Annotated in this window: 18 protein-coding genes, 2 tRNA genes and 1 pseudogene; 5 read left to right on the top strand and 16 right to left on the bottom strand. The window is 33.8% G+C overall.

The features are described 5' to 3' along the window. Positions 1 to 101: 101 nt before the first annotated feature. The 12 genes from GA0061080_RS03115 to sbcB all read right to left on the bottom strand — a co-directional run bounded on the left by GA0061080_RS03115 (position 102) and on the right by sbcB (position 9,547). Positions 102 to 177, bottom strand: a tRNA-Gly gene (locus GA0061080_RS03115). 12 nt (positions 178 to 189) lie between these two features. After that, positions 190 to 277, bottom strand: a tRNA-Leu gene (locus GA0061080_RS03110). A gap of 237 nt (positions 278 to 514) precedes the next feature. Next, the gene (gene pgsA, locus GA0061080_RS03105) at positions 515 to 1,069 is read right to left on the bottom strand and encodes a CDP-diacylglycerol--glycerol-3-phosphate 3-phosphatidyltransferase (RefSeq protein WP_091120866.1); all 555 of its coding nucleotides are present in this window, start codon (positions 1,067 to 1,069) and stop codon (positions 515 to 517) included. A 107-nt stretch (positions 1,070 to 1,176) separates the two neighbouring features. Further along, on the bottom strand, positions 1,177 to 3,012 hold the full coding sequence (gene uvrC, locus GA0061080_RS03100; RefSeq protein WP_091120865.1) for an excinuclease ABC subunit UvrC: 1,836 nt from the start codon (positions 3,010 to 3,012) through the stop codon (positions 1,177 to 1,179). A gap of 1 nt (position 3,013) precedes the next feature. Further along, positions 3,014 to 3,691 (bottom strand): arginine ABC transporter permease ArtM, encoded by a 678-nt coding sequence (artM, locus tag GA0061080_RS03095; RefSeq protein WP_091120863.1) that lies wholly within the window; start codon positions 3,689 to 3,691, stop codon positions 3,014 to 3,016. A 12-nt stretch (positions 3,692 to 3,703) separates the two neighbouring features. Beyond that, a complete protein-coding gene (gene artQ / locus GA0061080_RS03090; protein ID WP_091120859.1) occupies positions 3,704 to 4,432 on the bottom strand; it encodes an arginine ABC transporter permease ArtQ in 729 nt (242 codons plus the stop codon). Between the two features lie 148 nt (positions 4,433 to 4,580). Continuing rightward, a complete protein-coding gene (locus GA0061080_RS03085; RefSeq protein WP_091120855.1) occupies positions 4,581 to 5,315 on the bottom strand; it encodes a transporter substrate-binding domain-containing protein in 735 nt (244 codons plus the stop codon). A 23-nt stretch (positions 5,316 to 5,338) separates the two neighbouring features. Continuing rightward, a complete protein-coding gene (artP, locus tag GA0061080_RS03080; protein ID WP_091120852.1) occupies positions 5,339 to 6,067 on the bottom strand; it encodes an arginine ABC transporter ATP-binding protein ArtP in 729 nt (242 codons plus the stop codon). A gap of 164 nt (positions 6,068 to 6,231) precedes the next feature. After that, the gene (locus GA0061080_RS03075) at positions 6,232 to 6,828 is read right to left on the bottom strand and encodes an ElyC/SanA/YdcF family protein (protein ID WP_091121001.1); all 597 of its coding nucleotides are present in this window, start codon (positions 6,826 to 6,828) and stop codon (positions 6,232 to 6,234) included. 52 nt (positions 6,829 to 6,880) lie between these two features. Then, entirely contained in the window at positions 6,881 to 7,570 is a 690-nt protein-coding gene (locus GA0061080_RS03070; protein ID WP_091120848.1) for a CidB/LrgB family autolysis modulator, read from the bottom strand. Beyond that, entirely contained in the window at positions 7,567 to 8,022 is a 456-nt protein-coding gene (locus tag GA0061080_RS03065; RefSeq protein WP_091120845.1) for a CidA/LrgA family protein, read from the bottom strand. Before GA0061080_RS03065 ends, GA0061080_RS03070 begins: the two co-directional genes overlap by 4 nt. A gap of 88 nt (positions 8,023 to 8,110) precedes the next feature. Further along, a complete protein-coding gene (sbcB, locus tag GA0061080_RS03060) occupies positions 8,111 to 9,547 on the bottom strand; it encodes an exodeoxyribonuclease I (RefSeq protein WP_091120842.1) in 1,437 nt (478 codons plus the stop codon). A gap of 944 nt (positions 9,548 to 10,491) precedes the next feature. On the opposite strand from sbcB, the gene GA0061080_RS03050 reads away from it, so the two are divergent. Continuing rightward, entirely contained in the window at positions 10,492 to 10,767 is a 276-nt protein-coding gene (locus GA0061080_RS03050) for a hypothetical protein (protein WP_141683082.1), read from the top strand. A gap of 305 nt (positions 10,768 to 11,072) precedes the next feature. On the opposite strand, the gene pdxT is transcribed toward GA0061080_RS03050, so the two are convergent. Continuing rightward, positions 11,073 to 11,666 carry a pyridoxal 5'-phosphate synthase glutaminase subunit PdxT gene (gene pdxT / locus GA0061080_RS03045; protein WP_091120832.1) on the bottom strand — a complete coding sequence of 198 codons (594 nt, stop codon included), beginning with the start codon at positions 11,664 to 11,666 and terminating at the stop codon, positions 11,073 to 11,075. Beyond that, a complete protein-coding gene (gene pdxS / locus GA0061080_RS03040; protein ID WP_091120828.1) occupies positions 11,666 to 12,553 on the bottom strand; it encodes a pyridoxal 5'-phosphate synthase lyase subunit PdxS in 888 nt (295 codons plus the stop codon). Before pdxS ends, pdxT begins: the two co-directional genes overlap by 1 nt. Positions 12,554 to 12,755: 202 nt before the next feature. On the opposite strand from pdxS, the gene GA0061080_RS03035 reads away from it, so the two are divergent. Then, complete coding sequence (locus GA0061080_RS03035; RefSeq protein ID WP_091120824.1) at positions 12,756 to 14,171, top strand: aminotransferase-like domain-containing protein; 1,416 nt, start codon at positions 12,756 to 12,758, stop codon at positions 14,169 to 14,171. A 26-nt stretch (positions 14,172 to 14,197) separates the two neighbouring features. Here GA0061080_RS03035 and GA0061080_RS03030 read toward each other — a convergent pair whose 3' ends face one another. Beyond that, a complete protein-coding gene (locus GA0061080_RS03030; RefSeq protein WP_209435713.1) occupies positions 14,198 to 14,956 on the bottom strand; it encodes an IclR family transcriptional regulator in 759 nt (252 codons plus the stop codon). 218 nt (positions 14,957 to 15,174) lie between these two features. Here GA0061080_RS03030 and GA0061080_RS03025 point away from each other — a divergent pair, with 218 nt between their 5' ends. The 3 genes from GA0061080_RS03025 to fucO are packed head-to-tail and all read left to right on the top strand — an operon-like array spanning position 15,175 to position 18,205. Further along, the gene (locus GA0061080_RS03025) at positions 15,175 to 16,065 is read left to right on the top strand and encodes a dihydrodipicolinate synthase family protein (protein WP_091120819.1); all 891 of its coding nucleotides are present in this window, start codon (positions 15,175 to 15,177) and stop codon (positions 16,063 to 16,065) included. A gap of 15 nt (positions 16,066 to 16,080) precedes the next feature. Next, positions 16,081 to 17,049: a 2-keto-3-deoxygluconate transporter gene (gene kdgT, locus GA0061080_RS03020; protein ID WP_091120815.1), complete on the top strand. Its 969-nt coding sequence runs from the start codon at positions 16,081 to 16,083 to the stop codon at positions 17,047 to 17,049. Positions 17,050 to 17,053: 4 nt separating this feature from the next. After that, on the top strand, positions 17,054 to 18,205 hold the full coding sequence (gene fucO, locus GA0061080_RS03015) for a lactaldehyde reductase (RefSeq protein ID WP_091120813.1): 1,152 nt from the start codon (positions 17,054 to 17,056) through the stop codon (positions 18,203 to 18,205). A gap of 504 nt (positions 18,206 to 18,709) precedes the next feature. On the opposite strand, the pseudogene GA0061080_RS12895 reads toward fucO, so the two are convergent. Beyond that, positions 18,710 to 19,262, bottom strand: a pseudogene (locus GA0061080_RS12895) (transposase); the annotation flags it as partial. Positions 19,263 to 19,313: the final 51 nt, after the last annotated feature.

Below are 19,313 nucleotides of genomic sequence, written 5' to 3'. Positions count from 1 at the left end.
GAGCTTTATAATATTGCTATTATCTTAAGTTTTGTTAAAAATTTTCAGGAAAACTATACGTTTAAGTATAAAAATTAAGAAAATTTGTTAAATTAAAAATTTGGAGCGGGAAACGAGGTTCGAACTCGCGACCCCGACCTTGGCAAGGTCGTGCTCTACCAACTGAGCTATTCCCGCATAGGTAAGAAGTGGTGCCCGGGGCGAGACTTGAACTCGCACGGCCAAAAAGGCCGAGGGATTTTAAATCCCTTGTGTCTACCGATTTCACCACCCGGGCTCAAAATTGATTACTAAATAGTAATTCATTTTGAATGCTGTGCATTTTACCGATCTTATGGTTTGAGTCAATAAAAATTTTAAATAAATCGTTCAATTGCTTAATGTTTGACTGATTGACAATTTAAATAGAAGTTATTGGTTGATTTTGAAGGGGGGTGAGTAATTTTGTTTATACGAAATTTTTGAACAAACCTACTTATATAAAAAGAAGTAAGATGGAAATATTAACCAAAAGTTATTCTCCTTCTAATAAATCGCTATGTGCTATCCATAAATATTGTAACATTGATAATAGCGTTAATACTGTTGCAATAAATAATGCTGCAAGACCTGCGTAAATGACCATATCACAAGGTCGCCAAAGAAGCCAAGTTAGCGCTGTCATTTGGACAATCGTTTTGATTTTGCCAATTGATGAAACAGCAACACTGTTACGTTTGCCGATTTCGGCCATCCATTCACGCAGCGCTGATATGATTATTTCGCGTGAAACAATAATAATTGCCGGGATTGAGATCCACCATGCTTGGTAATATTGTGTAATTAAAACTAATGCAATGGTTACCATAATTTTGTCAGCGACGGGATCTAAAAACGCACCAAATTTAGTGGTTTGTCCTAAACGACGAGCAAGATAACCATCTAATACATCAGTCACGGCAGCAATTAAAAAAATCAATGCAGAAAAAAAACCAGACCATCCATGAGGAAATAAATAAAATGCCAACACAAAAAAGGGGATTAAAACGACTCGAAATAGTGTTAAGGTTGTTGGGAAATTAATTTTCATGTGACATAAGCTCTTTTTTTGCTTTATTAATCAATGTATTACTAATTATTAAAAACAATATTTTCTTGGCGTTTATGTTGCCTGAAATATGTTATTTTTTCAATGTGTTATTGCTTTAAATTTAGATAAATTTTTTCTGCTAGTGGTTTGGATATACCTTGTACTTGGGCTATCTCGTCAATACTAGCATTTTTTAACTCTCTTAATCCACCAAAATGTTTCAGTAGTGCTTGACGTCTTTTCGCTCCAATGCCTTCAATATGTTCTAGGGCACTATCAGTAAGTTGTTTTGTCCCTTTTTTGCGTTGCCCAACAATAGCGTGATCATGCGATGCATTACGAATTTGTTGAATGAGTAATAGTGCAGGGGAGTGATCATCAAGATAATGTCCTGTACCATGAGCTTCAAAAAAGAGAGTTTCTAATCCTTCTTTACGATCAGCACCTTTAGCAACACCAATTAGTATGGGATGATTTTTGTTCCAATTTACCTCTAGTTGTTCAAATACCTTTAGTGCTTGGTTAAGTTGTCCTTTACCACCGTCGATAAAAATAATATCAGGAACTTTTTCGTCGGGTAGATCTTTTTTACTGTAACGGCGCGTTAAGACTTGTTCCATTGCCGCATAATCATCGCCAGGTGTAATGCCGGTAATATTATAACGACGAAATTCGGATTTCACTGGCCCTTTATCATCAAACACAACACAAGATGCAATAGTGTTTTTACCCATAAAGTGGCTGATATCAAAACATTCCATTCTATTAATTTTGTCAATTTTTAAAAAATCTTTTAATCCCTCATAACGTTGTTTAATTGTAGAATTTGCTAGTAGTTTATTTTTGACTTCTGTTTGAGCATTCACGGTTGCAATATTGAGTAATTTTAGGTTATCACCTTTAGGTTCATCAACTAATTTAACTTGATGTTCAGCAATAAGCGATAGAGTTTCTTCCAATGGTTGTTTATCAGACAATGAGAAGTTAAGTAGAATCTTTTTAGGGATATTTCTATTTTGATTACCTTGTAAATAAAACTGTCCTAAAAAGGTTTCGATAACTTCTTCTAGTTCTGTATTTGATGGTACTTTAGGAAAGTATGATCGATGACCAAAAGTTTGTCCGTTACGAATAAACAGTACATAGATACAAGCTAATCCTAATTCATAATGGAATCCAATAACATCAAGATTATCATTATTGTTGTATATTGCTTGTTTTTCATTAATGTGTTTTATTGCTTGAAGTTGATCACGCAAAACCGCTGCTTTTTCAAAGTTAAGCTCACTACTAGCTTTTTGCATATCTTCAGTTATTTTTTGTAGTATTTGATCTGATTGACCAGATAAAAATAATCTAACATAGTTAACTTGTTCAAGGTAATCTTCATCACTAACTAAACCTGGCACACAAGGGCCTAGGCAACGTTTAATTTGGTATTGTAGACAAGGGCGTGTTCGATTGCGATAGGTTGAATTTAAGCACTGCCTTATTGGAAACGTTTTTTGTAATAAAGCTAATATTTGCTTTACTGCATATCCACTAGGATAAGGCCCAAAAAACTCATCTTTTTTTCGATTGACTGCACCACGATAAAGAGACAATTGCGGATGTTGTTCTTTGCTTAACTTTATAAATGGGTAACTTTTGTCATCTTTTAACAGTACATTGTATCTGGGTTGATACTTTTTTATATAAGTCTGTTCAAGCAGTAAGGCTTCGGTTTCGGTATTGGTAATTGTAAATTCAATATGATGGATATGACTAACAAGCATATCCGTTTTTAGCGTTTTTTTACTATTATTAAAGTAACTTTTTAAGCGATTATTAAGATCTTTAGCCTTTCCCACATAAATAATCGTCTGTTTATCATTAAACATTTGATAAATTCCCGGCTTATGTGGGACTGTTTTTAAAAAGGATGCTGAATCAAATTGGCTCATATTAGTTTTCGAATTTGAGGGATTTTTTCTCTATAATCCTCATAATGGTGCTAAGTAAACCATTTATCAAGAGGTAAACTAAGCCTGCAACAATAAAAATAGAAAAATCATAATAATCACTATTTAATTGGTTGCTATATCCCATAATGTCCATTACGGGAATCATCGATGCTAATGCCGTGCCTTTTATAACAAAGACAACCTCATTAGAGTAAGTTGAAAGAGCCCTTTTTAATGCATAAGGTAAAATAACTTTTAATGTTTGTTTTTTATCCATACCGAGTGCTTCGCAAGCTTGCCATTGTCCTTGAGGTAACGATTTTAATGCACCGTAAAATATTTGTGTAGTATAAGCTGCACTATTAAGTGTTAAAGCTAAGTATGCGCAAAACCAAGGCGATGAGATAAGTTCATAAAGTGCGGGTACTTTGCTTAATGTACCACTAAATTGTGATGGTCCATAATAGATTAAAAATAGTTGTACAAGTAGTGGGGAACCTGTAAATAAAATAATATATGTACGAATTGCTTTAGTTAAAGCATACGAATTTAATGACAATAAACAAGATAAGATAATTGCTAGCAATCCTGCCGATAAAATCCCTAAAATTCCTAAGCTTAATGTATTAGGCAGACCTTGAAGTATGATTTTAAGATAATAAATAAAAGTATCAAACATAATAAGACCTTACTAATTTTTTGCTGATGTTGATTGTTCAAAATAGGTTGAACGATTTTCAATTTGTGATATAACTTTTTGACTTAAAATTGAGATGATTAAATAGATAATCATCGCAATGAAATACCATAAAAAAGGTTGGTTTGTTCGAGCTATAATTGCTTTTGTTTGCATCATCAAATCATTAATGGCAATAGCTGATACTAGTGCTGTATCTTTTAATAAAATTAGCCATTGATTACTTAATCCCGGCAATGCGTGGCGCCACATTTGTGGCATTATGATACGAAAAAACGTGCGTGATTTACTTAACCCAAGTACTTGAGCTGCTTGTTTTTGTCCGTTAGAAATTGCTTTAAATGCACCGCGTAACGTTTGAGAGGCATAAACAGCGTATAAAAGTGATAGTGCAGAAACACCGCATAAAAAAGGATTAATATTAAAATCTTGAATGTCTAGCTGTATTGTTAATGAAGTAAAGTAAAGGTTAATGGTAAAACCATCATTTAATAATATAAGTAATAACGGTAATCCGTTATAAATAGCGACAACAATTAATAGTTCAGGTAAAGCGCGAATCGTTAAATTAAAAAGTGACATTAACCATGCAACTGGTTTAATTGGAGACGATTCTAATAGCGTAAAAATAAAAGCAAAAAATATGCCTACCACTAATGATACTAAAGCTAATGATAATGTAATTGATGTTGCTTGTGTTAGTGGCAATATATATCCATCCATCAAAGATAGAATCCAATTTATTTTATCCGTTAGAAAGTCTGACATAAGAAAACCGTTGTTAAATTAACATTGTTTAATAAAAAATAAACTCGCCGCAAAGAAAGTATGCGGCGAGATCATAATGACGTCGATTTTTACTATTTAATAACTATTTGTTAAACCATTTTTTATAAATGGTGTCTAATTCGCCATTTGCTTTTAGTTTATCAAGAGCTTGATTAAATTGATTCAATAATTGATCATTACCTTTACGTACTGCTATACCTAAACCTTCACCAAAAAACTCGTGATCGGTGATTTTATCTGCTAGTGGTACAATATCAGTTTCTTTATCTAGCCATTCACCAGCAACAATTGAGCTTGATACGATCGCATCAATTCGCTTCGCTTTTAAATCTAAAAAAGCAAATTGATAACTATCGTAACTGACTTGTTTAACATCAGGGTATTTTTCAGTTAGGTATTTTGGATAAGTTGTCCCTTTTTGAATACCAACTCGTTTACCTTTTAATTGATCAAGGCTAGTTAATGTATCTTTTAAGGTAACAAATTGGATTGAACTATCATCATAATAAATTTTAGTGAAATCAACTTGTTTTTGACGCTCAGGAGTTACATCAATTCCTGCTATTGCTGCATCGATTCGACGTGTTTTTAAGCTTGGAATTAAGCCGTCAAAAGATTGATTAACAATTTTGCAAGAGGCTTTGATTTCGTCACAAATTTTATTAATCACATCAATATCAAATCCAACAATTTCATTTTTTTCATTAGTAAATTCAAAAGGCGCATAAGTTGCTTCTGTGCCTATGGTTAAGGTCTCTGTAGCTTGAGCAAAAAAGGCTGTGCCTGCAAGAAAAATAGCGAGTAATGTTTTTTTCATATATCCACCCAATTTTATTTTAATTAATGTGACAAATAAGCTTTAAATTTTTCAGTTTTAGGATGAGCAAAACATTCAAGTTGCCCTTGCTCTATAATTTTACCTTGTTCCATGTAAATTACTTGTGAAGCAACTTTACGAGCAAAATCAACTTCATGCGTAACTATAATTTGTGTAATACCTGTCTGCGACAACTCATTAATAATTTCAGCAACTTGTGAAGTAATAGCCGGATCTAATGCCGCTGTTGGTTCATCAAATAATAAGATTTGCGGCTCCATCATTAATGCCCTAGCTATTGCAACACGTTGCTGTTGTCCTCCTGAAAGATGAAGAGGGTAACGATGAGCCATATCATTAATTTGTAGCCTTTCTAATATAGCCATTGCTTTATCACTTGCTTCTTTCTTTGATAATTTTAATACTTGGCAAGGTGCTTCGATCAAGTTCTCTAGTACGGTTAAGTGTGGCCACAAATTATAATTTTGAAAAACCATACCAACATGTTTTCTTAATAATCTAACTGTTGATTCATTGATTTTTTTCGAAAAATCAAAATGTTCTTTAGCGATAGTCATGTTGCCTGATGTTGGAATTTCAAGTAAATTAAATACTTTTAATAAAGAACTTTTACCTGCTCCACTTTGACCTAGTAATACAATAGTTTCACCCAATGGATAGCAAAGTGAAACATCATTTAATGCCTGATGTTTACCATAAAAGCAGTTAATATGGTTTAATTCAATATTCATTGTTAATTAGATATTTTATATGATGCTAAAATTGATTAAATATTACTTTTTTTTGCATAAAAATGCAATCTAATTTATTAGATTATCGTTTTTTTATTTTGTTTTTATACTAAAACACATAGTTTCCTGAAACTTTTTGACATAATTTTTCTTATTAAGAATATCTATTGAGTATTAGATAGGATTGGAATAACAGGACCAAGGTATTTAGGTTCTTTTTTTAGAACATAAAGATCAATAAAAGCACTAACTCGTGCAAACATTTCGCGAATTCTAACTAACTTCATGCTTTTAGGGGAAGGTACAGCAAAACATTGTGCTTGTATACCTTGAGCAAGCGCAATGAAAATTGCTCTTTCACAATGAAACTCTTGAGTGATGATGGTGAAATCATTCGCATCAAATACCTTATTAGCTCGAACAACTGAATCAAGGGTTCTAAAACCTGCATAATCTAAAAAAATTGAATCACTAGGGATACCAGCCTTTACTAAATCTTTTTTCATAGTAATTGGTTCGTTATAGCTCAAAAGAGCGTTATCTCCACTAAGTAAAAGATAATTAACTTTACTTTGCAAATAAAGCTCGATAGCACCATCAATACGATTTTGGTAAAACCCATTAATAACACCATTGCGAACATATTTAGATGTACCAAGTACAACACCAATCTCACGATAGGGAAGTTTATTTTCATCGTGGTAGATATAAGGTGCTGTTTTATAGCTGATCCAATAATCTAAACTAACAATTACTGCCATCAAAAAAAAACAGAAGCTAGCAATATAAGCAATAATTTTTTTAAATTTCATGCTAAAACCAGTTAAAAATAAAAACCATTATTGGAAATAAAAACGGAGCTGTCAATGAAGTTATGATACCACATAAAACTAATGATAATGAACTATATGCTCCTTCATTATAGTCCATCTCAATGCAACGAGCAGTACCGACTGCATGCGAAACTGCGCCAATGGATAATCCTCTTGCTGGAGCTGATTTTATTTTTACCAAATTTAATATCTGGTGCCCAAATATACCGCCTAGTGTTCCAACAAGTATTACACATAATGCAGCTATTGATGGTATGCCATCTTGGCTACTTGCAATTGTTACTGCAATAGCTGTAGTGACTGATTTTGGTAATATTGATGCGGCAATTTCGTTATTTCCACCTAGCCAAAATACAATGCAAACTCCCGTTATCATTGATGCAAGTGAAGCGGTGAACGTAATAATCATTATTGATTTCCAGCGAGCCTTAATTTGTGGAATAAGTTCATATAAAGGGTAGGCAAGGGCTACAACAGAATAAGGTAATAAGTCATTAATAATTTGCACATTACTAGCATATTGAGTGTAATTTGTTTTGGTTATTAGTAATATTGGGATTAAAACAATAACAGTAACTACTAGCGGATTAAATAATGGATTTTTTATTTTAAACGATATTTTTCGAACAATGAGAAAAACACAAAGCGTTAATGGTAGCATCCATATCATGGTTGATTATCCTCATTTTTTGGTGATACAACTGGATCTTGATTTACTGTTTTATAGAAATGTTCTGTTAAAAAAGCAGTAAAAAGTAGCACAATTAGAGTACCGCCAACACTGGCAAATACAATCGGAACCCAATTTTGCAATAAGAGTGAATAATTATCCATAATCCCCATTGCAGCAGGAATGAACAGTAATGTCATGTAACGCATGAATAGATTACAGCTATTTTTGATCCAGCAAGTGGGAATTAACTGAAATGCAAGTAAGAAAAACAGGATCAATAAACCAATAATACTGTCAGGAATCATTATAGGTAATATTTTAGAAATAATATTACCTACCCATAAACAAAGAGTTAATATGACCAATCCACGACCATAACTAAAAAGTGTATAGTATAAAGAATATAGCCTATGTTTGATGGTGGCGTGTTTAGCTAGAAAATGTTTCATAACGTAAATGCTATTAATCTTAATTCTAAATTATGACGGATGTTAGAGTGACATAAAGTTATTTGCCTATATCATACGCCCGTCAAAATTAATTACCAACTAAATAATGGCAGTAATGATAAAGTTGTTTAATTATTGCTAGTTTTTTAGGGTGCTCAATATAGTTTTCAGCAAGTTGTTCTAATGTTAATAAATAATCTTGTACTTTTAACATATTAAGTTTGTCACGGCAATGATCTAGCCAGATTATTTGTTCTTGTTCTGTTAGTGTTTGTGGGTAATTTCGTGCTTTGTATCTGAAAAATAGAGGAGCTAAGCGAGAGTCATCAAATGTTAATGATAAAGTATCTAATAAATTAGCAGGTGTTGTGCGAATTATTTCGCAACGTAAACTATCTTGTTTATTTAAAAATCCATTATATATTTGGGCATCGACATCAGGATGAGTAGAATAATTTTCATTTATTGCAAATAATTCTGCCATTTTATTTTGTAGTATTTTTTGATGTTGGAATAATTTTTTTTGCTTGATTAAACAAAGATCTACATCAATATTAAATCTTTTGCTATTTTCTGATAATAATGTTTTTATTGGAGCAACAATGGGGCATTTATTAATATGAATTAATTTTAAAGGAATTCGTGATTCATTAAACTCAAGATCTTCTGTTTTGGTATAGAGCTTTTCTTTAATTTTTTCTACAGGTAGATCAATAATTGAATCAATATCACCCATTAGGTCACAAACAATCACTGCGTTATTTTGTAATGGATGCCAAGCAATGGGGCAAACTAATGACATATTGCCACGATAGTTACCGAGCATACCTGATATGTGAATAATAGGTGTCATGTTGACGGTATTAATAAGTTCAGCAACTTTATTTTTATTGCGTAATGTAAAAAAATAGTTAAAAAGCTTAGGTTGTTTTTCTTTTATTAATTTGGCTATTGCTATAGTTGCATAAACATCTGACATTGCATCATGTGCATGTTCGTGCTTAATTTTGTTCGCTTTTGTTAGATGTTCTAAACGAAAACTTGGTAAGCCTTCATCATTTATTGGCCAATTAATTCCTTCCGGTCTTAGCGCATAACAAGCTCGAACTACATCAAGTAGATCCCATCTTGAATTACCATTTTGCCAACTGTAAGCGTAAGGATCGTAAAAATTACGATATAAAATATTTCGTGTCACTTCATCATCAAAGCGAATATTGTTATAACCTAAAATACATGTATTGGGCACACTAAATGCTTGATGGATTAAACGAGTAAATTCCGCTTCACAAAGGCCTTTTTGGTTTGCCTCTTGGGGGGTAATTCCTGTAATTAATACTGCTTCAGGATTTGGTAAGTAATCTTGAGTTTGTGAGCAATATATAACCAATGGTTCTTCAATAATATTAAAATTTTCATCAGTCCGAACTCCGGCAAATTGAGCAGGCCTATCTAAAGCTGGGTTGATGCCAAAAGTTTCATAATCGTGGAAGTAAAAACTTGGCTGTTCTTGATTATTTTTCATTGTGCTTCTTTGTTCGTAATTGTTCTTTTATTTATTTAAATTCAATGATATATAATAATTTTTTGTTCATTTTTGTTTTTAGCTATTTAAGCGTTTTTTTAGTTGTTCACTTGCAAATGTGTACAGATTGAGTACATAACTATATTTTCTTATGTGTACAGAATGTAGAAAATAAAATGGCATTAAGTGATACAAAATTAAAATCAATATTAAATAAACCCTACACTGGGTTGCCTGAGTTAACTGATGGTGATAGTTTGGGCGTAAGAATATCACAAAAAGTAACAATTGCATTTCAAATTTGTTTCAGATTGAATAAAAAAACTCGGTGAATGACAAGAGCAAGAGAGTGTTATCATCATTACCACTTAAAGATGCTAGGATTTTAGTCTGTGAGCTGAGAGACCTATATAACAAAGGATAGATCCAAAAAAGCACAACCAAGCAAAAAATACAGGTATGATTTTAAATGCTTGCCTTGGTTATTGGATGGAAAAGATATGTATCAACGATTAGAGATAAAACTGCCACACTATATCAAGCCGTTGTATGCAAAAATCTTTATAATCAATTTCCTGATATACTTGTTAATAAAATATCTGTGCGTGACATGGTCGCTTTTTTTGAAAAGCAAGAACAAATCAATCTTAAAAGAGCCAGAACAATACTAGTACAGGCTAGATCCGCAATAAATTGGTGTATTAGTCGTCAAGTTATAGACTCATGTGAGTTAATGTGTAGGAATTTCTCGCGTTGTTTACAGTAATTTGAGAAATTACTGTAATGAATATACATAAAAAAGCAAAACTAACGCCTTATCGCAGACAAGAGATATGGCACTTATATCATAAAAAAAAATAACGGTCCCTGATTTTGCTAAATGCTTTATGGTCAGTTGCTAGGAAATTTATAATGAGCTAAAAAAAGCCCGATTGAAGCTTTTTGTGCCTTTAACCAGTAAAAATGAACGTTATAAAACCATCAGTTATGGAGTTAAAAGTCTGGTTAAAGTCGAAAAATCCATTGAGGATAAATTAATACGGCAAGCTAAACGCTATAACAAAATCTATCTGGGTCAAATGTTGCATGTCGATACCAAAATATTTGCGAATTATGCCACATCAAAATTCAAAGTTCGTATCACTCTTTTCAGCTTTCCCATTCGTTTGTGGGTAGGTAGGTTTGGTAAATGTTTGATTGATACGATGGTTATCACGTAGTTTATCTAAACAAAGACAGCCTTATTTTTGTCAAAAAGTTTCAGGAAAGCACCGTGTTTAAGTAAAAAACAAAACAACTGTTTTATGCCGACAAATAAATATTCTCTAGTTTGCTGTTTTGTTTCATTTTTAAGTAAAGGTAAATGTTTACAATTCAAAAGATAGAAAACAAAAGCTTAAACGTTTATTAATTTTTATAATACCGTTAAACCGCATAAAGCGATTTTTGGAAAAATGCCTTATGAGTTTTTAGGGGATTATTTTAACCATGAAGTGTAAACAACCCGGCGTTTTTCTACAATTTATTAACATCTATCAACAAAGTAACGCATAATTCGATTATCGACGGTTAGTTCAGGATGAAATGAGCAAGTCAAAATGTTATCTTGCTGCGCCATTACACAATGATTATCAATAAAAGCTAGCTGATTGACTTGTTCACCAGCTTTAGCAATATAAGGAGCACGAATAAATACTGCTGGAATTTGCTCACCAATAGTTGGTATATCTAATATTGTCTCAAAGCTGTTAATTTGCCGACCAAAACCATTGCGTTCAACGCAAATATCCATCAAATCTAATAATTCGACCTCGTTATGAGTTGTCGTTTTGCCACAAAGCACTAGTCCAGCACAAGTACCTAAGATTCCTTTTCCTTGTTTGGCAAATTGTTGAATGGGCGTTAAAAGCCCATTTTGTTTAATTAATCGACTAATTGTGGTCGACTCTCCGCCAGGAATGATTAAACCATCTAAATTAGCTAATTGTTCAGGTTTCTGAACTAGTGTTGCTTGTACGTTATCAATACTATTTAGCATCAAAATATGCTCACTAACAGCTCCTTGTAAGTTGAGCACACCAATGTATTTAACATTGCTTAGTTTGGATGATTTTGCCATTACCAACCTCGATCTTGCATTCTTTCTGATTGAGCAAGTGTGCTGATTTCAATGCCTTTCATTGCTTCGCCTAATCCTTTTGATAATTCGGATAATCGTGGATAATCATCAAAATAAGTAGTAGCTTGCACAATGGCTTTGGCAAACTTTTCTGGATTTTGAGATTTAAAAATGCCCGATCCAACAAAAACACCATCGGCACCCAGTTGCATCATAAGTGCCGCATCGGCAGGGGTCGCAACGCCACCAGCGGCAAAATTCACAACAGGCAACTTACCTAGTTGTTTTACTTGTAATACAAGCTCATAAGGTGCGCCAATTTCTTTAGCAAAAGTCATTAGCTCATCTTTTGATTTTCCTGTTACCAAACGGATTTGCTCATTTACTTTACGCATATGGCGAACAGCTTCAACAATATTCCCTGTTCCTGGTTCGCCTTTGGTACGTAACATTGATGCTCCTTCACCAATTCGACGTAGTGCTTCACCCAAATCACGACAACCACAAACAAAAGGCACGGTAAATTCTTCTTTTAGAAGATGGTACTGTTCATCGGCTGGGGTTAGTACTTCGCTTTCGTCAATATAATCAACCCCCATTGATTCTAAAATACGTGCTTCAACAATGTGTCCAATACGTGCTTTAGCCATGACAGGTATGCTAACAACATTCATGACTTGTTCAACAATAGTAGGATCTGCCATTCGAGCGACACCGCCAGCAGCTCGAATATCTGATGGTACTCGCTCTAAAGCCATTACTGCAACTGCACCAGCTTGTTCGGCAATTTTAGCTTGTTCAGCATTAACAACATCCATAATTACGCCACCTTTTTGCATTTGTGCCATACCACGTTTAACTGTCTGTGTTCCTGTAATTTGATTCATTTTTTACTCCTAGTTGAAAATTGACCTTGTTTGAAAAGTATTATTCAAAAAGAAACAGTTAGACGAAACAGCCAATTGGACTATAATAAAACCATCCAATTTTAGGTTTGTTGGTGTTACTATAAAAATCGTTCAGGTAGGCTATTGATTTTATTTGATTTTTAATGTATTTCCTAAAAAAACAAGTGTTTAAAAATAAAATATGTGGCAAAAACAAAAACTAACCCAATTTGAAGGATCGCTTTTTCAACAACTGACTCACTTAATTGAACATTATATTGAGCAAGGAATTTTGATTGCAGGCGAAAGGTTACCTTCAGAAAGGGAGCTAGCCAAAATGTTACAGATTAACCGCTCAACTGTAGTACATGCATTGGAGCTGTTGACTGAACGAAGCATACTAATTCGACGTCGAGGCAGTGGTACTTATGTCAATAATAAAAAATGGGGTGTGCAAACATATTCATCGATCAATTGGCGTTTACCTGCCCATTTTTATCGAGATAAAAAATCATTTTATCAACAAAAAGTGGCTCAAGTGCGTACACAACAAGTGCATATTTGCGATCTGGCTAATGGTGATTTGCCAACTAATTTAATTCCCAGACTCCAACTACCCAATATTTCGTTAAATGAATTGATTATGCATGAAAAAAACAGCGATGCATTACAATTAGGTTTGCCATCGCTTAAAGCTCAAATTGCAACTTATATGCAAACGCAGTTTTCTATGCAAGTTGATATTAACGAAATTTTAATTACATCGGGCACTCAACAGTCGTTATTTCTTATTACACAGGGTTTACTTAAGCCAGGTGATGCAGTTGGCATTGAATCTCCTTCCTATTTTTACTCCTTACCTTTGTTTCAGGCTGCTGGATTACGTTTATATGGTATTGAATGTGATAATGAAGGTATTACTCTTGAAAGCCTATCAAATTGCGTACAACAACATCAAATAAAGTGGTTATTTTTGAATCCTATATTTCAAAACCCAATGGGCTTTGTTATGAGTAATAAACGAAAACAGGCAATTGTTGCATTTTGTCGTTCGCAATGTATAGGTATTGTTGAGGATGACGCCTATAGCAGTTTAGCGTTTAAACCAAATTTGCCAGTATTGCCCATAAAAAAATGGGATCAGCATAATCAAGTTATCTATTTAGGATCGCTATCAAAATATATAGGGGGAAATATTCGTATTGGGTGGATGGTGGCACCGCATAATATTATCAAAAATCTGTCCAATATTCGGCAACACATTGATTCGGGGTTAAGTATATTGCCACAATTATTAGCTCAAGAATATCTACAACATCATCACACTGTCCATCAACAACAGCTACGGCAAACGTTACAAATCAAAGCAGAGCAGTTAATGCATTGGTTGGATTGCTATTTCGGTGGTGAGATTACTTATCAACCTCCACTAGGTGGCTTTCATTTATATGCGCATTTACCTGTAAAAACGGTAGCACAAGAATTAGCTTTACTTAATCAACTGCTATCAAAAGGTGTGACAGTATCGCAAGGAACTGACTTTGGCGATAACTTAGGGACAATTAGATTAAGTTATGGGCATTTTGAACAACAATTTGAACAACAAATAGTTTGGTAGCGAACTGGTTGTTATAAATATACCTACTAGCTTTTTATTTTGTCGGATAGCATCTTGGTTGCAGCTAGCAAATATTGAACAAATTCGTTTATTCTTTCGTTTGGCATTTGGAATCGAACTCCTGATGTACTAATTGCGGCAATAACTTTGCCATTTTTATCATAGACAGGAGCCGCTAAGCAGGTTACTTCGTCAAAGTCTTCTGAATTATCAAATGCCCAACCTTGTTCACGTATTTTTTTTAACTCTTTTTTGTATGCAGTTTTTGTAGTAATGGTGTTTTGCGTTTTTATGACTAGGTTTTCATTTGGGAACAACTCATCAACTCGTTGCTCTGTTTCCCATGCTAAAAGCGCTTTACCCAATGCTGAGCTATGTAAAGATAGCTTACGGCCTAACCAGCTTTTTACTTGAATAGCACTTGGGCTTTCTACTTTAGCTAAATAAATGGCTGAATTGCCGTCTAACACACCTAAATGACACGCAAGTTGTGTTTTATCGCGTAAAAAAGAAAGTGGCTCAGCTGCTAAATCTTTAATATTAAATTGTTCGATTGCTTTATTACCAAATTCATAAAAAACAAGGCCTAAAAAATATTTACCATCGTTTTGCCGTAATAAGCCATTAGTAACCAAACTGGCAAGTAATGCCGAAGTTGAACTTTGTGGTAACGATAATCCTTGATAAATTTGTGTATAAGTAGCGCCATCGTGTTTTGCAATAAAGTGAAATATTCTAGTTGCTTTATCTATGGCGGGAGCTTGCGTTGTTATTCCTGTTGTCACAAATTACACTCATGTATTGAAGTTGATGTAAGTATAAATATTTTTTTATTTTCAACAATAGCGATTTCTTTCTGGTGATTCTGCCTAATTTTCGATCACAGTCACATTTTAAATAAATAGTGAGTTATTTACGCCTTAATTAAGTTGAGCTGATTTATTAACAACATTATATTGAAATTAATTTCAATATAATGTTGTTAATTTAATTAGGAGTTATTATGAGTAATTCAAATCCATACTTTGGTGCTATCTGTCCTGCAATTACCCCGTTTAACCGTCAAAATAAAATCGATTTTGGTGCAATGGAACAGCACTACAAAATGTTAACTGATTCAAAAATTAATGGAATTTTGGTTATGGGCACTATTGGTGAGTTTGTCACCATGACCATACAAGAGCGGTTAGAAATCATTAAGCAAGCTCATCAATTTACTGATTTACCTTTAATTGTTAACGTATCAACCACCGTTGTTGACGATATGGTAAAGCTTGCTGATGCAGCATTTGATGCTGGCTATGGCGCCGTAATGGCATTACCACATTTCTATTTTGCACAAACACCGAATCAATTATATGAATATTATAAATATTTAGATTCAAAATTTGTAGGTAACTGGTTTATATATAATTTTCCTGCTAGAACTGGGTGCGATGTTGATTCACAACTAGTTACTCGATTAATGACTGACTTTCCAAAATTTATTGGCATTAAAGATACGGTTGATTGCGCATCTCATACACGATCAATTGTTTTAGCTTCACAAAAAATTCGTAAAGACTTTGCTGTTTTTTCTGGTTTTGATGAGTATTTTGTGCCGAATTTGATGAATGGGGGGGCAGGAGTTTTATCGGGTCTCAACAATGTTGTTCCTGAACTTTTTGCGAATGTAATGGCAGCCTTTAGAAATAATGATTTTAATGAATTAATTCAATTGCATAAAGAAATTGGTCGATTGTCGAATATTTATAACATTGGTGATGATTTTGTAACAACCATTAAAGTTGCGGTTGAACAAAAACAACATTATTTAGAACCGGTTTCACGAAATTTTGGTGCTTCTTTAAATGGTGAGCAAATTAAGAAAATAAAAGAACTTTTTAACTGCTAATAAAAGGGCTTATTTATGAAAATTAAAAAATTTATTGATAAAGTACCCGGTGGTATGATGTTGGTACCTCTTTTTTTAGGTGCGCTTTTACATACTTTTTTACCTGGAACAGCTAAATACTTCGGTTCTTTTACTAACGGTATTATAACTGGTGTGGTGCCTATCTTGGCTGTTTGGTTATTTTGCATGGGCGCATCGATTAAAGTGAGCGACACCGGCACAGTACTAAAAAAATCAGGCACATTAGTTGCGACTAAATTAGCGGTAGCATGGGCATGTGCTTTTATTTTTACACAAATACTACCTGATGGAGGCTTAGTTAAAACGGGATTTTTTGCTGGTTTATCAGTTTTAGCGATCGTGGCGTCGCTTGATATGACTAATGCTGGGTTGTATGCCTCTTTAATGCAGGAGTATGGAACAAAAGAAGAGGCGGGGGCATCAGTATTAATTTCAATGGAGTCAGGACCTTTAATGACTATGATTATTTTAGGTTCTGCTGGCTTGGCGTCATTTCAACCAGAGCATTTGGTCGGTGTCTTAATTCCATTTATTACAGGTTTCATTTTAGGTAATTTAGATGAAGAACTAAGGAGCTTATTTAGTGTTGGCACAAAAACACTTATTCCTTTTTTTGCTTTTGCTTTAGGTAATACAATTGATTTAACTGTGATTTTTAAAACTGGATTATTAGGTTTATTTGTGGCTATTTTTGTTATGGTTGTATCAGGAATACCGCTCATTTTGGCTGACATATTTGTTGGTGGTGGTCGAGGTGTTGCTGGTATTGCTGCATCAGGTACTGCTGGAGCTGCTGTTGCAACGCCTTTTTTAGTAGCTGAAGTAGCTCCAATTTTTGCCGAAGCGGCACCTGCCGCAACCACACTTGTTGCGGCCTCGGTGGTAATTACTTCAATTGTTGTTCCAATCATTACCTCTTTATTTAGTAAGTGTATCGCAAAAAATATTAGAATTAAGGAGTAATAATATGACTTATCGCATGATATTAAATGAGACTTCGTACTTTGGTGCTGGTTCAATTTGCCATTTGATTGATGAAGTAAAAAAACGCCATTTCAAAAAAGCACTCATCGTTACCGATAAAGATCTTATTAAATTTAAAGTAGCCACAAAAGTCACCGATTTATTGGATAAATTTGGGTTTAGCTATGATATTTTTGACGAAGTGATTCCAAATCCAACTATTGGTACTGTTAAAAAGGGTGTAGATATATTTCGAAAGTCAGAGGCTGATTATTTAATTGCCATCGGTGGTGGTTCGCCACAAGATACGGCAAAAGCAATTGGTATTATAATCAATAATCCACAGCATGCTGATGTGCGTAGTTTAGAAGGGGTAATTAATACCTCAAAGGCTGCAGTGCCAATTATTGCCATTCCAACTACAGCAGGAACAGCTGCTGAAGTTACCATTAACTATGTCATTACTGATGAAGAAAACAAACGTAAGTTTGTGTGTGTCGATCCGCATGATATTCCTGTTGTTGCTATTGTTGACAGTGAAATGATGGCTTCAATGCCAGCTAGCTTAAAAGCATCAACTGGTATTGATGCATTAACTCATGCTATTGAAGGTTTTATTACTAAAGGTGCATGGGAACTATCTGATATGATGCACCTAAAAGCAATAGAAATTATTAGTCGCGCTTTACGCAAATCGGTTAAAGGAGATCCTAAAGGAGTAGAAGATATGGCTCTTGGGCAATATATAGCCGGTATGGGGTTTTCAAATGTAGGCCTTGGGCTTGTTCATGGCATGGCCCATCCTTTGGGCGCTTTTTATAATATTCCACACGGTGTAGCTAATGCAGTATTATTGCCTTATATCATGGAATTTAATGCTGATTCAACGGGTAACAAGTACCATGATATTGCCAAAGCAATGGGATTGGATGATATTTTAAATCAGCCAATACAAGATGTTCGCAAACATGTTGTTGATGCAATTAAACAACTAAATAAAGATGTCGGCATTCCAGCCAAATTGCGTGATATTGGTGTTAAAGAACAGGATATTCCCGAACTTGCTAAGGCTGCATTTGCCGACGTTTGTACTGGAGGAAATCCACGCGATGTTAATGAAAAAGATATTGAAATGTTATATCACCATGTTTATTAGTTATTAATAAACATTTAATAATTTGTATTTTATAAAAATAAATTCTTGGCCTATTGCGATAGTTCATTTGTTGTGGTTTATGACTATCGCCTTTTTGTAGATAGATGTTTTACTATCTGGTTTACTAATCAATTGAATATTTATTCCAGTGTGCTATTTCGATAAATATATTAGCTTACCTTACCTACCCAACGAAGGAGTTCATAAAAGCCAAAAAAACTTGCTTTTTTAGTCAAAATAAAATGGATTTCATGGTAATTTAATATTTAACCTTATCAAAAAAACAAATAATAATCATTGCATTAAAAATGTTATCAACAGGCTTATTCAGTACTTATTAAGCCATATAGTGAATAAATATTTTAAATTGCTGTTGAGTTACCTGCAAAATAAAGCGTACCCAAAAAGTTGAAGATGAGATTGAGTAAATTAACACCATTTTACCAATTATTAAAATTAGTTTCGCCTTGTTAGATCCTATCCTAAATTTTATTTATTTACCCGTTAAAGGTGACGGTGAACCTGTTCACCAAAATTCTATCATAAATCGACTCATCGCGCTTTTCCAATTTTGGATCGGCATTGTCTATTTTTCAGATGCTTGTTGTATTGCTAAATAGCTCACTTTTTTCACCGCATCATCTGTTGGAAAGACTTTACATTTTTTAATGGCGTAGCGAATGACGTTATTAAATGAATCTATCGCGTTAGTTATGTAAATCGCCTTACGGATATCTTGCGAATAAACAAAAAAGGTACTGAGGTTTTCCCTGTGCCGTCGCCAAGCTTTACCAATATACGGGGATCTATTATCTCACACTTTTTGAAAATGAGTCAGTGTCTGTAATGCTAGTTCTTGTGTCGATGCTTGATAAATGGGTTTTAAGTCCCTTGTTAGCGCTTTATAATTGTTCCAACTGACGAACTTCAGGTTGTTACGCACCATATGGATAATAGAGAGTTGAATTTTGGTCTCTGGATAAACCGAATTAATCGCATCCAGAAAACGTTTTAAATCATCAACACAAGCAATTAAAATATCCTCCATACCTCGATTATCATTGGAGTTCAACCTGAAAAATGTGATTTTTTAAATAATAAATTTTTC

It is taken from the genome of Gilliamella intestini (genome assembly GCF_900094935.1).
Classification (GTDB): domain Bacteria; phylum Pseudomonadota; class Gammaproteobacteria; order Enterobacterales; family Orbaceae; genus Gilliamella; species Gilliamella intestini.
This window is presented reverse-complemented; position numbering and strand designations above follow the sequence as displayed.